The organism is Micromonospora sp. NPDC049662 (genome assembly GCF_040675055.1).
Taxonomy (GTDB): Bacteria; Actinomycetota; Actinomycetes; order Mycobacteriales; family Micromonosporaceae; genus Micromonospora.
In genome coordinates this window covers 22661-42049 of record NZ_JBFAOC010000006.1, presented here as the reverse complement: position 1 = coordinate 42049, position 19389 = coordinate 22661, and the positions used below count along the sequence as shown (strand labels likewise).

Sequence of the window (19389 nt, the reverse complement as noted above, 5' to 3'; positions counted from 1 at the left end):
GCAAGGTCAGACTCTAAGCAGCCCTCCGCCCGCAGCGGTAGGCCGCACTGGGTGACATAGGTCATGTGGCGACTTGCGTCCGCTATTGCTGTCATTGCACGCTTGACCAACGCGTACACAGGAAGGCCGCTGCCGGAATGACGACCGACGACAGGACCCACCGCGTCGCCGCACGCCTGGATCACCTGTTCCGCACGGTCTATCCCGCGACGCTGGGCCGCCCGTACAGCTACCGGGAGGCGGCAGCGAAGATCGCCGAGCTGGCTGGCGCGGCGGTGATCTCTCCGGTCTACCTCCAGCAGATCCGGACCGGCCAGCGAAAGACTCCGAGCCTGGATAAGCTCGCCTGGGTTGCTCAGCTGTTCGGCGTCCCGGTGACCTACTTCAGCGATGACATCGTCGCGGAACGTGTTGACGCGCAGCTGGAGATCGTCACCGAGCTGCGCGACGACGGGGTGCGGGAACTCGCCCGGCTCGCCGCCGGGTTGTCTGCGGAAGCTCTCGAACCGATCAAGGCGCAGCTACGGTATGCCCGCCGCAGTGAGGGCTTGCCGGAGGTGGACAGCGATGGGACGCCCACGCCCAACCAAGTGTGAGATGCCTCTGACCTGCGACTTCAGCTTGACGTCGCACCACGGCAGGCCACTAGCCTGACTCATCGCACCACAGCCAGGTCGCCCTGCGCCCGGCTCGCCAGTCGATGGGAGAGGCAATGCGCCGACCACGGGCCGCCGGACCCGAGAGTCAGGCACACCTACGCGATCTGCGGCGGCGATGCGAGCAGCTACTGGATGACAACAGCATCGTGGTCCCGTCACCCTTCGATCGGCACGCTCTCGCCGCTGCCGTCGCCCTGCACCGACGACGGCCCGTCACCCTGCGCGACCTACCCACGCCCTCACGATCAGGCCAGCACTCCGGACTGTGGGTGCACACCGCCACTCAGGACCTGATTTTCGTCGATCCCACCCGCAGCTCGTGGGAGCAGGACCACATCACGGCGCACGAGGTCGGCCACATGCTGTGGGGTCACGAGGCATCCGACGTCGACCTCGGCGAGATCCTGCTGCCGGACCTCGACATGACCGTCGTGCGCGCCATGCTCGGCCGACACGACTTCACCAGCGACCAGGAACGCGAAGCCGAGATGATGGCCACCGTCATCATCGACCGCGCCAGCCGCGCCGCACCTGGCGCACCCACCGGGCTGTCCCGGGTAGCATCCGCCCTCGCGCTCGACGATGTCTGAACCCTCCACCGCCGAACTCGTCGTGGTTGCCGCGCTGTGGATCGTGTCGGCCGCACGGGCACACACCCTGCGCAGCGGACCCGCTCACCGGGCGGTATGGGCAGCCATCACCGGGCTGGCCGCGTCGATGACGGTTCGTGTCGAGCCGATCGCGCACGCAATCGACCAGCTCACCGACGTGCACGGTGCCGGCGTCCTGGTCAAACACCTCGCCGGGCTCGTAGCGGTGGCGGCCCTGTTCGACCTTGCCGTCCTCGGCACCGCCACCCACGTCCGGCGCCGCATTCCTCTCGCCGGCCTCGGGGTCACCACGGTCATCATGACCGGCCTGTTCTGGGCGATGCCTCGCATCGACTCCGAAGACTTCGCTGACCAGGCCGCCGGCAAACCCATCGCCACGGCCTACATCCTGAGCTGGACGCTCTATCTCGGCGTCGCAATGGCCCTGTCCGCCCGGCTGTTCCGCCGCGCCCACCGGGCCAGCCGACACCGTGTCGTACGCGCCGGTCAACGGGTGCTCGTCATCGGCTGCACCATCGGCACCGGGTACGCCCTCTACCGGGCTGCCTACTTCGGCGCACGTCTCGCCGTCGGCCCACCAGACCGCGGCGACATCTTCTACGTGGACCTCTCCGACGGCATCAAGTACTTCGCCATGCTGCTCATCACGGCAGGACTAACCATCGCCGGTGCGCCCGGAACGCGAGCCAACCTGAGAGCCCGCCGGCACCTGCGAACACTCAACCCGCTCTGGCACGACCTCGTGCCTGCCGACCACCGCCTCGACCCACCCGGACTCACCCCCCGCGAGCGGCTCTCCCGCCATGTCGTCGAACTCCACGACACGATCCACGACCTGTACCGCCGTACCGACGAACACCTCGTCCATCGCGTCCACGCTCGCCTTGCCACCCAGGGGCTCACCAGCCAGGACCTCGCGGCAGTGACCGAAGCAGGCCTGCTCCGCATCGCCCAGGCTCTGCCGCCCACGGTTACACCCGCCACCCCCTACGCCCCGCCGCCGGCCTCGTCGGACCCTGCCGAGCGGCTCTCCCGGTTGCTCGACCTCGCACAGGCCTGGGACACCACGGCGGTCCGGGACACCCTGACCCACGTAAGCACCGCACCGGAGCCGCACCGATGACCGCCGCCCTCACCACCGAATCCCGCACCGCCCGCCGGGTCACCGACTGGCTCGACCCGAAAACCTGGATCATCACCGTCAGCCCCATCACCGGCTGGACCGCCAGCCAGTGGGCGGGCCTCGGATGGGGCATCGTCAGCGCCGTGTTCGCCGCGGTCATCCCGGTCCTGCTCATCAAGCGCGGCGTGACCGCCGGGCGGTGGGCGGACCGGCACCTCGGCGTACGCAGCCACCGCCTCACCGTCATGACCCTCATCCTCACCTCGGTCGGGATCGGTATCGGCGCCATGGCCGTCGGCGACGCACCTCGTCCGGTCATCGCCCTCGCCCTGGCCATGTTCGCCACCCTCGCCGCACTCGCCGCCATCACTCTGCGCTGGAAGATCAGCGTGCACACCGCCGTGGCCGCCGGCGCCACGACCATGCTCGCCAGCCAGCTACCCGCCATCGCGATCGCCGCCCTGGCCGTCGTCGTGGCGGCAGTGGGATGGTCCCGCGTCGCGCTGCGCGACCACACCACCGCGCAGGTTGTCGCCGGCGGGCTCCTCGGCACCGTCGTCGCGGGCCTGATCTTCGCCAACCTCACCTGATCCCGTTAGCGATAGTTGACAGCCGAGCACCTCGCCCGGCTATCCTCGGCGACACTTCGTGCCGTGTGCAATCGCATACAGGCTGACCTGCGTCCGTCCGAGGTGCCCCATGCCTACACCCCCGCCGAGGCGGCGATGAGACCGCTCACGCTCGCACCCCTCGTACCCCTTGCGCTCGCCCTCAGCGTCGCCGTCGCGGCCACCGGCAGCGGCAGCCTCGAACCCGCCGCCTCCACCACCGGCTGCCTACCCGCCCTGGCACCCGGAAGCGCCGCACAAACCGAACTGAAGGACCTCGCGCCGACTGCACTCGCGCACGCCCAGAGCATCTACACCGCGTCCGCTCAGATGAAGCTGCCAGCCAGGGCCGCCGTGATCGGCATCGCCACCGCCCTGCAGGAGTCCTACCTGAGGAACCTCGCCAACACGAACGTCCCCCGGTCCCTAACTCTCCCCCACGACGGAGTCGGCACCGACCATGACAGCGTCGGGCTCTTCCAACAACGACCACTCCCGCCCGACGGAGCAGGCGGATGGGGCACCGTCCAAGAACTCATGACTCCAGCCATCTCCGCCACCAAGTTCTTCACCAAGATGCGCGGCATACCCGGCTGGGAAACCCTTCCCCTCACCGTCGTGGCCCAGCGCGTCCAGGTCAGCGCCTTCCCCGACGCCTACGCCAAGCACGAACCCCTCGCCACCGCCATCGTCAACGCCCTCACGGACGGCAGCCTCACCTGCTCACCAGGGGCCGGCGCCTGGGTCAAGCCCGTCAACGGCACCTTCACCAGCGGCTTCCGCACACCCGAACGCCCCACCCACGACGGCGTCGACGTCGCCGCACCCAAGGGAACCCCGATCTACGCCGCCAGCGCCGGAATCGTCATCACCGCCAGGTGCGGCAGCGCCAACTGCGACATCGACGGCTCACTCAGCACACCGGGCTGCGGGTGGTACGTCCAGATCCGCCACGCCGACGGCACCGCGACCCGCTATTGCCACATGCTCCACCGCCCGTACGTCGCCGTTGGGCAGACCGTCAGCACTGGCCAGCAGCTCGGCGTCGTCGGCACCAGCGGCCACTCCAGCGGGCCACACCTGCACTTCGAAACCCACACCAGCAACCCGCCCAGCAGCGCCAACGCCACCGAACCGTTCGCGTTCATGGCCGCTCGCGGCGTCCGCTTGAGTTGATCATAAGCTCCGGCGGGCGGCGACTATCGAGACGGGGAAGTCGTCGGTGGCGCCGCGCCTGTTCACCACCTCGCGCAGGATGAGGTTCTCCAGCATGAGCGTCGGCTCGAAGCCGGTCGCGGTGAGCGTGTCGAGGCAGAATCGCAGTGCGTCGGGGTAGCGGCGCCACAGGTCGGCGGTGAGCCAACTGCCGGAGACGGCCACGACAATGCTGCCGCCTGGCCGGACCGCCGCCATGGCGACGTCGAGAAGGCGGTCCGGGTTGGGCGCACGGTCAAGTACGTTAACGAGCAGCAGGCCTGAGCAAACCGTTCTCGTTCTCGGGGGCGGAGTTGCGCCTCCTACACCACTTCCGTGGAAGCAACCACCGCCGTCAACGATTGATCCCAGAAGTCCGCTGCGTCGATGCGACGAGTCGTACCCATCGAACGTTCGCCGGTGCGGACTCGATCGATGAGGTAGGTTCGCGCCACCCAGGGTTGGCGGGGCTCTCGTCAGATGCCTCGTGGCTGTCCAAGCGCCTGGAGCGCTGCCACGAGGTCGGGCGGCACGGTGAAGTGAGTCGCCCGGACCCCGTAGTCGTAGCCAGTCTGGAACGGATACTCCACTTCCTCGGGAAGGCGGCCTTGCTCGATGAGCGAGGCCGTGATGCGGTTAGTGGGACGTGGCAGTCCGCGCAGCGTGCGATCCGGTGGGAAGTCGGCAATCACATACACCTGTTCCCGCTCCAGCCGACCGCGCTGGCGCGCGGCGGTACGGATCAGAGCAGCGAGCATCGGGTAGGAGTCGTCTAGCACGGTCATCAGTTCCTCAGCTGTTCGCACCGACCAGCCTCGAATCTCGCTTGGCATCCGCTCAGCCTGATCTTCGATCACGATCGGCACCTCGGGACGTTCCCACTGCCGAGGCCGTGCGGGGAGGTTGCGTCGCAGGAACGAGGTGTCGGCTGCGTCAGTCCCTGCCCCGTCCTCAACCTCCTCCTCGGAGGGCGGCCGGGGAGGCGCTTCCACCGGCTGATAGCGCAGCTGGACCAGCCGGTCTTCCAAGAAAAGGCTGATCGTAGGCAACAAGAGCTGTCTTGCATCGGCCGCACGTCGGCGTTCCTGCTCGGGCACGGACAGCAGCCACGTCTCGAGCGCCCCGGGGAGACCGAACGACAGCCGGAAAGCATCAGGATCCGCCATCGGAGTAATGGTCCAGTCCCCCCGAGCGCCTTCTCGCCCGAAACCTATGTCCACCGGGATGTAACTGCCGTACTCTGCGATGAAGGCCTCGAAGTCCTCCATGCTGTCGGGGTGCATGGCCAGGATGAACGGTGCTGCGGGGAACCCCAGGATAAGCTCTTCACCGGTTTCCGGAGCCTGCAATGCGGCGGCCACTTGGCGCGCCCAGGACGCCAGGACATCCGCAGGTAGGCCCTCATCCTTACCTTCATGGGGCACTCTAGTCGTCGCCATCTCAGCTCTTACGCTGCCGAATGCAGTTCGGAGTGCCAGTCGTACTTGCCGGACAGGAAAAGTCGCGAGATTCGCATCCACTGCTTCGTCGAGGACTTGCTTCGCTGCATTTTCTACCGTGGCAATGAGGGGTTCGAACGCAGGTCCGGATAGGTCGATAAGCGAGATCTGTTGCGCGAGCGCGCAGCTTTGCGCTTCCCGTTTGAAACCGGCCGCCGAGAACAACGCGTAGCGGTACTGATACCGGCGCAATGGATGCCGATAAGACGTCGATAGCTCGGTCGAGTACTGCTGGTTTACGTCGTCGATGACGCCATGAGCGTTGCGCACCTCCGCCAGGCCGACTTTCGATCCGCGGTTCTTCGCCTCAACGAACAGCCGAACAGGCAGGGAGAACGGTGTCGGCATCAGCAGATCACCCAACACGTCAGCCTGATGGTCGGCGCCCCGGCCGCGAACGAGCAGACCGTGTCCCGCTTGACGCAGGGCTTGCTCATCAGCGTCCGAGTCCTGCAGGAGCCGGTATCCGTTCGAGCTAAGCAGGAAGGCGATTGCCTCCTCGAGCAGATACCCGGCGAGGGCATCGGCGGAGATCAGTGCCATGGCCTGATCCTCGCATGCTGAGGTCGATGCGGGGCACCCGGCTACCTGGGCAGGCACATGACGGGCGAGGGGTGCCGTAACCCCAACACTCCCACCCCGGTGGTGGGCCCATGGCCTGTGGGACCGGAACCTTTCCCACCCAGCCGGCATGCTCGATGATCAATTTGCGCCGGCTGGGACAGCACCGAGTTGCGACTGGGGCTTGCGAGCCGTCCACATTCAGTAACGCAGGGTCGGCGGCAAATCCAAGCAAGCGATCATCTCATGAGCGCGGCTCGGTGGGTGGGGCAAGGCTGGGCCTCTCATAGCCCTGCACCACTTGGTTGGAGCCGATCGGGCCAACGCTCCTCCGCCACCTACCTGTTCATGAACGGCGGCCCGGGTCACTAACCTGGGCTACGTGGCAGAACCCTCGGAGTACGAGCTTGCGGCGTGGCGTGACATTCAGCGGTTCAAGGGCAGGCCGCTGTCGGCCGCGTTGCGCAGCGCCGGCGAGGGCGTGTCCAACGGCGCTGCGGCACTCGGTCGGCGTGCGGCGACGTATCTGGAAAACCACCCGGGGGCCCAGTCAGTTGCGTTGCGGGGGCGCGGCATCGTCGCTAAGGGTGCGAGCGCCATCGGCACCGGAGCTCGCAAAGCCGCCGGCGTCCTCCCCACCAGTGCGGCGGACTGGAGCGGCAGTGCTCTGGGCTCGATGCAGCGGACGGTGGCGAGGATTCGCGGGCGGGGCTCTCGCCAAAGCGGGTGGTGGAGCTCCACCAGAAGCGCGGGCACGAGGTCACCAAGCTCTCCGACCTGCGGCGCCTCGACCTCGAGCAGATCCACGTGGTCCGCGGACGGTCTCTGAGCTGGTACTACCCGGCGACTGCCGCAGTCTCGGGGATGGGCGCGGGGCTGGTCATCTCGGGAGGCGAACTGGCTACCGCGGTCTCCGGTGGCGCGGCGGCGGCACCGTCTGGAGGCGCCATCGTCGGCGCTCTCGCTGGCGACGCCGCCATCGTCATCGGGCTCGCATCCCGCGCGGTCGGACATGTCTCGCTGCTGTACGGCTACGACCCCGAAGAACCAGTTGAGAAGCTCTTCGTGCTGTCCGTCGTCAACGCCGGGACGGCCGCGTCCGTTGGCGCGCAGAACGCTGCCTTCGCCGACATCTCGCGCCTCACCCAGGCGCTCGTACGCGGTAAGGCGTGGAAGGTTCTGAACGATTCGGTCGTCGCCCGGATCGCCGGACGGTTCGCGGAAGCGGTCGGCCACACCCTCACCAAGAAGGGCCTCGGCAAGGTCGTGCCGGTAGCCGGAATCCTGGTCGGCGGCACCCTCAACTGGACCACTCTGGAGGGAATCGTCGACACCGCCGAAATGGCCTACCGGCGCCGGTTCCTGCTGGAGAAGTACCCTCAACTTTTGGACGAGGGACCAATCGAAGCCTTCGTTGTTGAGGACACGGACGACCCGAACGACATAGTCGACGACGGGTTCAGCATGCTCGACGAGCTCGCCGTGGAGGGCGGACCCGACCTGCGCTGAATCCGGAGCGGGCTGCCTACGGCAGGAGCTCGACGAAGCCGTCGGTGCCATGCAGGCGAATGCGCTGGCCGTCACGGATCGGGCGGGTGGCCCGGTCGACGCCGATGACGGCAGGCAGGTCGTGCTCCCGGCCAATGACAGCGCCGTGGGTCACCAGCCCCAACCTCGGTGACCAAGCCCGCGCTCGTCCGGCGACGTGACCCGGGAGATCTACACGATCCGGGCGCTGGTCCGCTCCTCATGGCCGCGACCGGTCGCATCCGCGCAGCGGCAGATCCGGTCGTAGCTGCGACGGGCCGCCGAGGACCGGTCGAGGGGATGTGCGTGGGGCCACGAATCGTCGGCTTCTCGTCTAGGTTTTGGGCGATGCCATCGAACGCAACCTTGGTCTTCGAGAAGCTAGAGCAGGATGTCAACGCCCTGCTGACGCTACACAGCGGTGCCGGATCCCCCGGCCGGCCGAAGGGAAATAACGGCCCTCTGCTGCGGTCCGCGCTTGTTGTGCTCGTGACGGCCTGGGAGAACTACGTAGAGCAAGTCCTCAGCGAGGCGATCGACCACGTCATTCCAACGATCGCCGCTGATCCAACGCTGCTGTCACCCCTCCTGGAAGAGGCCGTAGCCAACAAGGCCGCGAAGTCCGTCTGGGCCGTCATCGGCGACGGCTGGCTCGACGTCGCTAGAAAACGTGTGAGTCACGAGATTTACACCCTCAACAACGCGGCCAGCCGCCAGGTGAACGATCTGGTCAAGAAGGTGCTGGGTATCGAGAACATCCTTGACGCAGTCAACTGGCAGCAGTACGACGCTGCGAAAGCCCAAGTCGAGCTGACCTCGCTCGTCAACGACATCAGAGGCGAGATCGTGCATCGAGGCACAACGCCCGGCAGTCTGCACCTGGCCGGGGTCGAATCGTGGCGGAGCTTCATGAACAACCTGGTGTGTTGCTTCGACGACGCGCTGGCGGAAGCGGTTGCCAAGCGATTCGGATCCCGCCCCTGGTGAAACCGCCGACCGGCCATCCGAAACAGGTCTGGTGACTAACGAGCGGCGGCCGGAGTTATGGGAGGTGTTGTACCAAGACATCGACGATGACCCCAGGGGTGAGCACCAGCTGTCCAGCGCCGCAACCTCACACAGCGCGCCGACCCGGAGAGCCGTCGGTAGATCTCCACAGCCTCCGCTGCAGCATCGAGCGCCGCAGTGGTTCGCCGAGCATGCAAGAGGTCGGCGGACATGTTGGCGAGCGCCCTGGCGAGGTCGGCGCCAAATGCGCTTGGGTTAGCATTGGCTATCCGCCTGTAAATCGCCACAGCCTCTGCCGTCGCGGCCAGCGCTTCCTCTCGCCTACCCAAATTCGAGAAGTCAACCGACAAATTATTTAGGGCTAGGGCAAGCTCGGGATCGAACGCAGCGGGATTCGACGCGGCGAGCCGGCGGCGGAGCTCTACAGCCTCCGCGGTGGCCGCGAGAGCCTCATCCGTTCGGAGCAGATCGGACAGCGCTGCGCCGAAGTTGTTCAACGCGCTAGCGAGTTTGGGCTCGAACCGCGCTGGATTCGATGCAGCCAGGTACCGGTAGATCTCCACGGCTTCCCGGGCAGCAGGCAGCGCCTCCTCGTATAGTTCTGAGGCTGATAGCGTGGCGCTTAGACTGGCCACCGCCCCAGCGAGATCAGGGGTGAACTCAGCTGAATTCGACGCCGCGAGCCGCCGATATACCTCGACAGCCTCGGCACCGGCAGCCTGCGCGTCCTCGCACCGACCTAGCCTCGGTCTTTCATGAGTGATTGATCTTGGTGTTGTGGGTGCGGCTGGCGGTGTTTCTGCCGGTAGGCATGGTTTGGGCCCGACGCGTGGCCGGGTTCCTCGAAGCTGTTGCTGGGGCGGGGATTGTGGTTCAGGAAAGCGGTCGGGGCAGGCTGGCGAGCCGCGTGAACGCGGTGATGATCTCCTCGGTCCAGGGCCAGCCGTCGGCGATGCGCAGCCAGGTCCGGCGTGCGGTGCGGGCGATGCGTGCTGGGACGTGCAGGAGGCGGTAGGGCAGTTTCTTCGGCTCCGCGGGAGAGGTCGCCGTCGAGTAGCAGGTTTCGGGTCCAGGCGAGCAGGTCAATGCCGGTCAACGCCAGCTGCAGCCAGGCCTGATCGATCGCGAAAATCCGTGACGGGGACCGGCCGAAGCCCGTGGCTTTGCCGGTGCGGATGCGGTCCTCGACGCGGGCGTGGGCGCGGTGACGGGCCTCCAGGAACTGCAGGGAACCTTGACCGGGTGGGGTGTCGGTGGCGATGACCTGGTGTCGCATGCCGTTGACGGTGTCGAACAGTGACAACTGGGCGCCGGGGTGGGGTCGTTCCCGGCGGGCGATCAGGCGGGTTCCGGCCGGGAAACCGCTGGTGTCGGCCAAGCCGGTGAGTTCGCAGATTTCGGCGCCGTCACGCAGGGCGCCGTCGGTGTTGATCGCGGGAATCCAGTCGTTGGCCTGTTCGATCGCCGCCCTGACTGCTGCGGTGATCGCGGCGCCCACACTGAATCGGGCGTCGATGCCGTGCTCGCGCAGACCTCGGATGTGGGCGAGGAAGCCGTGGGTGCTGCCGGCGCCGTCGGTGCGGATCAGCAGCGGTGTCCCGTGCCGGTGGGCGTCGGGGATCTGCGTGAGAGCCTCGTCCAGCACGGTGATGTGGTCGGCGGTGGTGTTCGACCCGGCCCGTCCTTCGCGCAGCAGTCCGGCCAGGGCTTCGCCGGTGTTGTCGAGGAAACACAGCAGCGGGTGGTAGCCGAATGTCTTCTTCCACGTCCGCGTCGCCGATTCCTTCTCGGAATGGCAGATGACCAGGGTGGCATCCATGTCCAGGACCAGACCGGGGACCTCGCGGCCCGCCGCGACCGAGGCGGGCAACCGGCCGCGGGTCTCACAGGTCTGCGCCCACGCGACTTCCCGCGCTGCCGCCCGCCCCTGCCGCAACCGGGCCAACGCCGCCGTGTCGAGGCTGTCCAGGACCCGCCACCCCGGTCGCGTCCGACGCGACCTGCCCAAACAATGCGGGCTGATGGCGTAGCACGCCCAGATCAGCGATCGCTTCACCGCCGTCGGCGAGCATCACCGCCACATCGACGGCAACCCGGCCCGGCCCATGGACCGGGCGTCGCTGCCGCAACCCGGCCAACGCATCACCAAAACCGCTGGTCAACCCCGTCACCTCGGCGATGTCGGCCAGCAGGCGGGCACCGGCGTGACCGACCACGCCCCGACCCCCACCAGAGACCACGAGCTTGGGACGCGTGCCGGTACGCTGCACCTTGAAAGTGCCTTCCGTGATGGTTGGATGAGACCCTAGACAAGTCACATCGTTCCAGATCAGAAGGCACTTTCGCGTCCCCAGGACCGCCGCCGCGCAGCCCTTAACGAAGGGCCGAGGTTAGAGCGCGGGGCAGGACAGGAGGGGGGACCACGCCGGCCCTTATGTCTTACCAAACGTGGGCCGATCCCGCCAGCCGAACCGTCACAGGTGCTCGCCCCATGGCCTCGATCGTTGCGCCTGACCATTCCCATTGCCCGGGACCCGGCACTGAGCAACCGTAGGGTGACAACTGCCGGCCGTGATCAGATTACAAGGTGCTCCCCGAAGCCAAAAAAGTGTCTATAGTCCTGGTAAGCCTCCTCGTACAGGTCTCTCACCTTAACATCTGGATCGGTCACCTCTGCCTTGCTTAGGAACGGCTCGAAGAATCGTTCAGCGACCGTCGCACCCTCGACGGCGTGGACCGCTATGAGTGCGGAACCGAGACCTTCGTCTGCCGCTGCGACACGGGTCTGGGGGATTTGAGCTATGTCAGACACGATTTGACGCCAGAGCCGAGCTTGGGCACCACCGCCAGCTGCACGACCAAGAAGCCCCAACAATGGGACGCCGGCTGATTCCGCGAACGCCCGTAGCGCAAATCCAAAGCTTTCAAGGAAGGACCGGGCAATTTCCGCTCTGCCGGCATCCAGGCCGATTCCGAATACAGCTCCCTTAGGATGGGTGCTTACCGTTGATCCCGCCCCCAAGGGTGTATGCACGAATCGCACTCCCAGCGACCCGGCCACCGCATGTCCCGCCTCAGCGAAGAAATCAGCAAATGCACCAGTGCCGGGCCCGAACAGCGTCCTTACCAGGCCGTCAAGTTGGTGACCTGACCTCGGCAAAGAGCAGAACCAGTCAAAAGGCGGTTGGGTCAACGGCTCTCGCAGGAGGGTATTCGTCGATGCCATGACCCGAGACGCCGAGTTGAAGGTCCCGTAGTAGACGAGGAAGTCGTTCAATCCACGCGTTCCACTACCGACGAGCGTACCGACAGTGTCAGAAGACCCGACTGCTAAGAGACATTCCGCTCCGACCAATTCAACGATCGACGTGTCCACGACGGGGCCGAGTACCGACGCCGGCACCATTACAGAAGGCATCTCCACATGCCCAAGCCCCAATCGATCCATCACTGAATAGTTCCAGGTGGCATTGTCACCGACAAGCGAGCCACATTCAGTGAGAACAACAGAATCAATGACATAGACTCCGGTCAGGAGATGGGCCAGATAGCCCTGGGTCGTGTACCACCTCGCCTGTGAGCCGCTTTTCTGGCGTCCAGAAAGATACACCAATTTGGAAAGCACCTCGTTGGCCCACTTCGGGGACTGCAGCAGCTCGTCTAGTTCCAGCTCTATCGAATATGCGCGATCATCGTAGAAGTAAATATGATCCGGCTGCTGACTGTCGGCCTTATACACGACATTCGGAGACATGGCTGTTATCGCCAGACCCTTGACCGCCCCGATATGTAGACTCCCTGCCAGGAGTCGACTTAATACGAGGCGCAGTTCCACAAGCCACCGCTCGGGTCCGGTATGGACTGAGTCAATCTCGGAATAAGGGACAGAGATGCTCGCTGCAAGGGCACCATCACTGTTGACGAGGGCGGCCTTAATACGAGACGTTCCGAAGTCCACGCCTACAAACGCCATGTCAACTCCTGCACGACTAAGGGCCGAGCGTCAGAAAACGTCCAGCGAACTAGTGGAGCGTGAGAATCTTCTTTGTAAGAGGCCGTATGGCAGGAAGACACATCCAGAAGGGAAATGCCGCGCGGGCTTGCTCAATCAACCTTTGATCATCCCGAAAGTGTCGGATTTCATCTCGCGTCGACTTTGACAGTTCAGCCCGCCAGCATTCTTCTGGGCCGAACCGGATTCCCAGTTGCCCAGCGACATCAGTGGCTCGTTTGATATGTGCTACGCCTGCACCATACGTTGTGCCCGCCAGCACTAGCGGATCCACGTAGTCCATTAAGTCATCCAGGAGGACGGCCGGAAAGATCTCAGCTGGGAGGCCATCGCTATCAACCTCGAGTAATGATGAGCATTGGTCGCACCGCAAGCGTGCAAGACTAAGAGGATCAAGACGTGTGCGGGTCATACAGGCTGCGCATATAGCCCAAATCGGGTTAGGGTCAGCTCGACACTTGACCAGCTGCTGGGCTAGGCCAATCATTACTCTTCGCTGATGCCGTCGAATTATACTCAGTCGGGCGAATAGAACGGGCTTGCTGAGAAACTCTCCTATCGCGCCGCGGAGCGCGAAGAGGCATTTTAATGAGAGTGGTCCTTGGAACTCGTTCGGCCAGAGACTAGGACTGAACGCTTCGAGGGCTCGCTGGAACTCCCTCCCATGAAGGCCGACACTCAACAGGTAACTCTGCCACTGATCCCTAACTTGTTGGAAGTCGTGGGCGTCCCGACTTGGAATCGAATAGCGCACCCGACTGTCCATCGATCGGTCAATTCCAGCACGGAGGAAGTAGACCCCGCGGCTCGCAGGAAGATCCGCTCGGCGGAAGCGACGTTCCGCCGCAATATCGTAGTCCACAAGGAGCATCATTGGGACAATGCCAGGTAGTTGCCCGCTCGGTGCGGACGATAATTCAAGAACGCGTTTCAGCTGAAGCAAGATATTCAGATGAGGCATGAAGGTTGGCTGATAGGAAAATTTGACGACTGATGCTCCCCTGCTGAGCTGATCGATCGTCGCCTCGGAGGCGGTTAGGATGCCGAGTTGATTCGCCATGTACTTAGCCTCGGTACAAAGTATCTTCCTGAGCGCCGTCATCTATGATATCCGCGCCCCTGGCGGGACCAGAACCCGCACAAGTTTCGCCCCCCGCAGGTCGCACCCAGCCACTGACGCTGAATCCAACTCTGCGTCAGTCAGATCTGTCAGACGCAGGTCCGAATCGAGGAGCGAGGCTTCGGTGAAGTCGCAGCCCACAAGTGCCCCTCGCGTTAGCCTGAAGCCGGATAAATCCAGAGAAGCAAAAGTCCCGTTAGAAAGATCCATCCCATCCATGTAACCGTTCCCCCACTCACCAGTCGACTTCAACTCGGCGACCGCTTCCCGGACAAGCTCTCTATTGCCTGACTTCAGGGCGGCGATAAGGCGTCGACGTCGAGCCCGTTCGGATCTTCGATTTTGGCTATAAGAAAGCAAGAGAACAGTAGTAGCTGCACCAAGCATGCCGCCTGTCGTCGCGTCGAGAAGCTTGACCGCGGGTCCAGTAATGGGTGACGGCGGCCGTGAACCCAATCGGGACGCACTAGTCGCAGCAACGAGTGCAATAGCCAAAACGGCAAGCCACCAAGCTAATCCCCGCCCGAGTCGAGCCGCGCGACCTCTGATAGCTGGCCAGTACGCCGCAAGCCAAAGCCTCACCACTTTGCACCCAGCCGATCTAGCACTTTTCGCTCTCCGGGAACCAGACCACTGGCACCACGCAGGAGCATGCCTGCGTATAGCGTCGGCGGGCTCGCCGACCTCACTATGTCATCACCAAATTGGTATAGCTTCACCGTTGCGTCCTGGCTAGCGGATGCGAGCAGCCGCCCGTCTGGAGACCAGCGGACGGACCACACTTGGCGTTTGTGTTCGGTGAACGTGCGGACAGATCCATCATGTGCAAGTACTACGACACGGCCGTCGTCGAGCCCGACGGCCAGCGTTCCTGTTACCGGATTGAAGTCAGCGGACCAGATCGGAACGCCAAAGTCCGCCAACTCTGCGACGGAGCTCAAATCATGAGGAAGCTCGAGCAAGATACCAGCGGAGCCGCCGACGATGATCCGATGGGCGAAGCTAGCAACACAATAGAGCGGACCCTTTGATGCCTGCCAGGAGTTGAGTTCGAACAGGTTGGGCACAGCAAGTCGACGAACAGTGCCGTCTTCGCTGACCGCTACGATTATGTCTCGACTCAGTACAGCTATACCACTTATGCGGCCGTCGTGAGTCTCTCGTTCGTTCGCGACCGCGCCAGCGACGACATCGATGATAGCTAACCGTCGGTCGTCTCCTCCACTGAACAATAGCGCCGCGTCGTCAGTGAGGCGAACACTGCCTACCCAACCCGCGTGCAAGCGTGGAAGCACGGTCAGAATTTGCCCCTCCGTATTCCAAATCCTCACCTCACCGTCGTCACTGCCCGATGCAACAAACCCTCCGCGGCAGTGGAGCGTGAAGACCTGGTCGCTGTGTCCGTTCCACGAGTCCATACGGTCGAGGTCGGAACCAGCGAAGGTAACGATACGATGGTCGCCTGTGCTACACACGAGGCCATTCCCAGTCATGAAGTCCACGCTAAATAGTCGCCTCGAGTATCCAAGCCTGATGAACCGTGGCTCGAAGCTGTTTACCTCCCATAGCACTACTCGTTGATCCTCCCCGCCTGACAAGGCTCTGCCGGACGATGGGTCAAGAAAGATCGACCTTACCCAGGACGAGTGGCCGTGCATTGTGCCGACCTTACGAAAGTCGGAAAGGCTCCATACATGGATGGCACCGTCGTTCGCGCCGGTCAATACCTGACCAGCCCCGTCGTCTATGGCCAGCGACCAAATGCGCGCGCCATGTACGGCCGACTGCACCTCTTCCCACGATCCGTCGCGCGCGCGTACCCAACTTCGCAGTACCCCGTCATCGCCACCTACGACCAAGGTTCCATCCGCGGAAAACGCTCCGCATCTGGTCCAACCGGCACGACCTGATGGAGCACAGACCTGTTGGGTGCCGGCGGACAGAATGACGACTCGCGGATCATCGCCCCCGACAGCAAGGTCACCTGTCGAAGATAGGCAAACGAACTTAAGCCGGTACGGGGCGGCCCACAACTTCGTTTGCTCCTGCGTCGTAAGGTCATACGTGTAAAGATTCCCGTCGGAGCAAGCGACATAGATTCGCCCCTCGGCGAGGGCAATGGACCGGATCTGCGCCGATCCCCAGCGTGCGAGCAGAGTTGCACTGCCCCTAAGGATGTCGGTGGTATATAAGCTTCCGTCGACAGTCCCTACAAACACAGATTCCGGCGTTTCACCGGCAATCGCGCTAACCCATGTAGTGCCAACGGCAATGCTTCCACGGGGCGTGCCATCGTTATCCCAAAGGCGTAGATGTCCCTCGAAGGTCCCGCCTATCCACAATCGCCTCGTCCCGTCGTGAATCCCGTGCACGGCGGTGATAGGGCCAAAATCATCGGAAAACTCACATGAATGGAATTCGACGTCAGTGAAATCAGTATCTCGAAGGTCTAAACCACGCAAGTCGGCATTTGCGAGATACAACCCGCTGAGATTCGCTCCTGCGAGAGAAAATCCACTGGCTCGAGCGAACGAGAGCGTGTTTGCGGGCAAAAAGATCGGCGCGATGTCAGCGGTTCTACCGATCTCGAGCAGCGATTCGAACCTGCCAGCCCAGCGCCCCTGTCCCCTTAGTCCTCGCGCTCTAAGTCGAGCAACGATGTCCTCGAGCCTCTGTAGATGGCGTTTACGCTCAGCTAGTGATGCACGAGGGTCTAGAAGTAGGACGGATGACATAATTTCCAGACCCGATGCCGGATCTAGCACCTCCGCGAATAGCTTCTCCATCATCGACGCTACGACTGCTTGCCTCACGAGCGGGTGTAGCGTCACCTCCGCCTCGGAGATGTACTCTACAAGGTTACGTCGAGACAACTTAAGCACGAGCGGTGCAACCGATTCGGTTTCGGCGATGCCTAGAGCTATTTGTCGCAGCCCCTGCGTGCCGCCGTGCCAGGCAAGTTGCCGCACTACCATTAGTTCACGCTCCGAGATGAAACGGAGGTGGCTTTCGACAAGAGCGGAGATATCGGGTACTGCTTCCTCGAGCGCTCTCTGGATGTCCGCGGGATCGGTGGAATCCGGGTCGGGGATGAAACCTACCAACAGCTTTACTGCGAGGGGGTTGCCTCCCGACCACCGCCAGATTGCCATGACCGATTCTGCTGGCATTTGAAGACCGAGCGACCTGAGGAGCTCCGAAACTCCCTCACGGTCTAGGCCGTTCAGGCCGATAACACGAGCACTGCTAGCAGAGTCTCGCAAGAGAACACGCGGTTCAACTCTGCTGGTGAAAACAATCTTCAGGCTCGTCGATGCACCTAGCAGAAGGAACAGTCGCTCATGAGCCCTCGGAAGCGTGCCGGCAGGCATTAGGCTCTCTAGGTTGTCAACGACTAGCACCTCGTCATGATCAATCGCGGCACTGACGAGTGATTGGGGCTCACCATCCACGGCGACACCGAGGGCGCGTTGAATGCGTGTAACTAATGCCGGAAGCTCCGGTTCATCCGAGACGTCCACCCACGACGCCGGGATGGAAAAGATGCTAACGGCATGGCGGACCAGCGTTGTTTTCCCCTGCCCGCCCAGGCCGACAACGGCAACAAACTTTAGTCCCGAATCGAGCAGAGAATCTTTAATCTCTTGGAGCTCCTCCGATCGCCCCGCAAGCGGCCGCACAGCCGGGATCAATGCAGGCCGCAAAGCGCTCGGAAGCGCCTTCTCGTACACTTCTCTAAGTAATTCGTGCGTTTGGCGAGACTTACTAACACGCCGCTCTTCCGCGACAGACATCGGAATACGCACGTTATCGATTAGTATCAGAAAGCTGGTACGGTCACTCTTCCAGATCTCTAAGAGCCGCTTGAACCTGTCCTGCCGATGGTCGATCAGACGTCTCGTTATCACAACCCACGCACCACTCGGCGGGATTTCAGTACCGTCTGCAGCGGGCACCAGCTCGATGACAACCGGCGGCGTTAGTAGTGAGATCGGTTCGGTGATCTCTCGCCTTATACGCGGAATGTCCTCGCTGTCGGCGAGGATTCGGATCGAGGTTTGATGACGCGACGGCTGGGCCACGGAGGCTATGCCTGAAATAGTGCCGAATCCCATGGGCCTTGATATGCCAGCCGTCTATTAATTGGCGTGACACTTATCGAGTGGTCGAGGATCAGGGCGCGGATATCACTGTCCGCCTCCAAGGTGTCTTCGACCAACTCGGACTCCACAGGAAGACGGGTGGGAACGGAGTGATGCTCTCGGACCGGCTTTCGAAACACCCAGAATGGCTGCCGGCTGTCGATGGTCCTACGGACTGGAGTGTCCGGTGAGATATCGCTTGGGATATTTATGTTGAGGATTGACACGTCACTTGGCACGTCTCTCCTGAGGAGGGCAGACCCGAATCTCTCACAAACGGCGATACACGAGCCCCAATTGACCCCCTCGGGCGTGTCGCCGTCGACTACCTGCAGCGATACGGCGAGTGAAGGAATTTCGTAAGAATCTGCTTCGAAGGCCGCCCCGAGCGTGCCGCTTCCTGTAAGGGTTGTGCCCAGATTTTCTCCGTAGTTCACCCCACTGATGCAGAGTGACGGCAAGGTGGCGGCAAGCTCGAGAATTGCGTACGACACAACCTGCGCGGGGGCTCCCTCAACGGAGTAGTATCCTACGACGTTGGGTAAGTCTTTAGGTGGGGATACCTCCGCAATGACGCCAATATTTGGCGTTTTCGGATAAGATCGACCCATTGCGGTTTGTTGGCCCACTGGTGCGACAACTAATACGTCACCAAGCCGCGACGCCGCTTCCGCTGCCGCCAGAATTCCTGGTGAATCGATCCCGTCGTCATTGGTGACGAGTATCAGCGGGCGGGGGCTATGACCTGTCGCCAATGCGCTCACTCCTCCTGGATTGACTGCCGGCCGTTTCCTCAAAAGATGCACCCGCCCGGCCGTTCCACCGCAGGTTCATCGTCCTTTCATCATCATGATGCAAGTGAACGCAGCAAGGCCCCGGCCGACGATGACGGGTATCCGACCTGCCGAGCTCTTGCTTCTCCTCCCCCACTCAGGTAAGGGGGCAGGCTCGCGACTCGGGCGGGAATCAGCGCTGACAAGGGGGCGTTCGCGAGGGCGAGGGATCCCGCTGCCTCCTATTCTCGGAGGTGTACAGCGGTGAAGAGCAGGCCAACAATTGAAGGTTTGGGTTTCAACCACAGCGGCGGTTTTAAGTGTCGCGCCGAAGAGCGCTTGCACTTGGCGCAGCTCGAAAGGTCAGAGAACCTCCCTAGGCCGATCGGTTGACTGCCGATCCTCGATGCCGCTGCGGCAATTAAGTTGGCGTCGCAGCCAGCGACGACAAGGCAGCCATCTGTTAATGAGGTAGTTAGGGCCCGGAGACACCGGGCCCACCACGACTACTAACTAGGTCGGCAACGTCGTCCCTATCAAGCCGGGCAGCGA

Annotated in this window: 15 protein-coding genes and 1 pseudogene; 7 read left to right on the top strand and 9 right to left on the bottom strand. The window is 63.2% G+C overall.

All coding sequences use genetic code 11. The annotated features are described in order from the left end of the window. Positions 1 to 137: 137 nt before the first annotated feature. The 5 genes from AB0J36_RS06690 to AB0J36_RS06670 all read left to right on the top strand — a co-directional run bounded on the left by AB0J36_RS06690 (position 138) and on the right by AB0J36_RS06670 (position 4177). Entirely contained in the window at positions 138 to 596 is a 459-nt protein-coding gene (locus AB0J36_RS06690) for a helix-turn-helix domain-containing protein (RefSeq protein ID WP_363660180.1), read from the top strand. 116 nt (positions 597 to 712) lie between these two features. After that, the gene (locus AB0J36_RS06685; protein WP_363660179.1) at positions 713 to 1249 is read left to right on the top strand and encodes a hypothetical protein; all 537 of its coding nucleotides are present in this window, start codon (positions 713 to 715) and stop codon (positions 1247 to 1249) included. Next, on the top strand, positions 1242 to 2393 hold the full coding sequence (locus AB0J36_RS06680) for an MAB_1171c family putative transporter (protein WP_363660178.1): 1152 nt from the start codon (positions 1242 to 1244) through the stop codon (positions 2391 to 2393). The genes AB0J36_RS06685 and AB0J36_RS06680 overlap by 8 nt, the downstream gene beginning before the upstream one ends. Next, positions 2390 to 2983: a phosphoesterase PA-phosphatase gene (locus tag AB0J36_RS06675; RefSeq protein ID WP_363660177.1), complete on the top strand. Its 594-nt coding sequence runs from the start codon at positions 2390 to 2392 to the stop codon at positions 2981 to 2983. The genes AB0J36_RS06680 and AB0J36_RS06675 overlap by 4 nt, the downstream gene beginning before the upstream one ends. Positions 2984 to 3046: 63 nt before the next feature. Then, positions 3047 to 4177, top strand: coding sequence for a M23 family metallopeptidase (locus AB0J36_RS06670; RefSeq protein WP_363660176.1), 1131 nt, complete (start codon positions 3047 to 3049; stop codon positions 4175 to 4177). Here the strand turns inward: AB0J36_RS06670 and AB0J36_RS06665 are convergent, their stop codons facing one another. Then, complete coding sequence (locus tag AB0J36_RS06665; protein WP_363660175.1) at positions 4178 to 4414, bottom strand: hypothetical protein; 237 nt, start codon at positions 4412 to 4414, stop codon at positions 4178 to 4180. A 257-nt stretch (positions 4415 to 4671) separates the two neighbouring features. Continuing rightward, the gene (locus AB0J36_RS06660) at positions 4672 to 6237 is read right to left on the bottom strand and encodes a hypothetical protein (protein WP_363660174.1); all 1566 of its coding nucleotides are present in this window, start codon (positions 6235 to 6237) and stop codon (positions 4672 to 4674) included. A 744-nt stretch (positions 6238 to 6981) separates the two neighbouring features. Here AB0J36_RS06660 and AB0J36_RS06655 point away from each other — a divergent pair. After that, the gene (locus AB0J36_RS06655; RefSeq protein WP_363660173.1) at positions 6982 to 7764 is read left to right on the top strand and encodes an EcsC family protein; all 783 of its coding nucleotides are present in this window, start codon (positions 6982 to 6984) and stop codon (positions 7762 to 7764) included. A 16-nt stretch (positions 7765 to 7780) separates the two neighbouring features. Here AB0J36_RS06655 and AB0J36_RS06650 read toward each other — a convergent pair whose 3' ends face one another. Further along, the gene (locus AB0J36_RS06650; RefSeq protein ID WP_363660172.1) at positions 7781 to 7918 is read right to left on the bottom strand and encodes a PEP-utilizing enzyme; all 138 of its coding nucleotides are present in this window, start codon (positions 7916 to 7918) and stop codon (positions 7781 to 7783) included. 212 nt (positions 7919 to 8130) lie between these two features. Here AB0J36_RS06650 and AB0J36_RS06645 point away from each other — a divergent pair, with 212 nt between their 5' ends. Next, the gene (locus AB0J36_RS06645; protein ID WP_363660171.1) at positions 8131 to 8769 is read left to right on the top strand and encodes a HEPN domain-containing protein; all 639 of its coding nucleotides are present in this window, start codon (positions 8131 to 8133) and stop codon (positions 8767 to 8769) included. A gap of 35 nt (positions 8770 to 8804) precedes the next feature. Here the strand turns inward: AB0J36_RS06645 and AB0J36_RS06640 are convergent, their stop codons facing one another. The 6 genes and pseudogenes from AB0J36_RS06640 to AB0J36_RS06615 form a co-directional block, all read right to left on the bottom strand. Then, positions 8805 to 9425: a tetratricopeptide repeat protein gene (locus AB0J36_RS06640; RefSeq protein ID WP_363660170.1), complete on the bottom strand. Its 621-nt coding sequence runs from the start codon at positions 9423 to 9425 to the stop codon at positions 8805 to 8807. A 238-nt stretch (positions 9426 to 9663) separates the two neighbouring features. After that, a pseudogene (locus AB0J36_RS06635) lies at positions 9664 to 11081 on the bottom strand (IS1380 family transposase). A 284-nt stretch (positions 11082 to 11365) separates the two neighbouring features. Beyond that, positions 11366 to 12763, bottom strand: a complete 1398-nt coding sequence (locus AB0J36_RS06630) for an FGGY family carbohydrate kinase (protein ID WP_363660169.1) — start codon at positions 12761 to 12763, stop codon at positions 11366 to 11368. 1141 nt (positions 12764 to 13904) lie between these two features. Continuing rightward, a complete protein-coding gene (locus AB0J36_RS06625; RefSeq protein WP_363660275.1) occupies positions 13905 to 14132 on the bottom strand; it encodes a pentapeptide repeat-containing protein in 228 nt (75 codons plus the stop codon). 368 nt (positions 14133 to 14500) lie between these two features. Beyond that, entirely contained in the window at positions 14501 to 18037 is a 3537-nt protein-coding gene (locus AB0J36_RS06620) for a PQQ-binding-like beta-propeller repeat protein (protein WP_363660168.1), read from the bottom strand. Beyond that, complete coding sequence (locus tag AB0J36_RS06615) at positions 18010 to 18828, bottom strand: 5'/3'-nucleotidase SurE (protein ID WP_363660167.1); 819 nt, start codon at positions 18826 to 18828, stop codon at positions 18010 to 18012. Before AB0J36_RS06615 ends, AB0J36_RS06620 begins: the two co-directional genes overlap by 28 nt. Between the last annotated feature and the right edge of the window lie 561 nt (positions 18829 to 19389).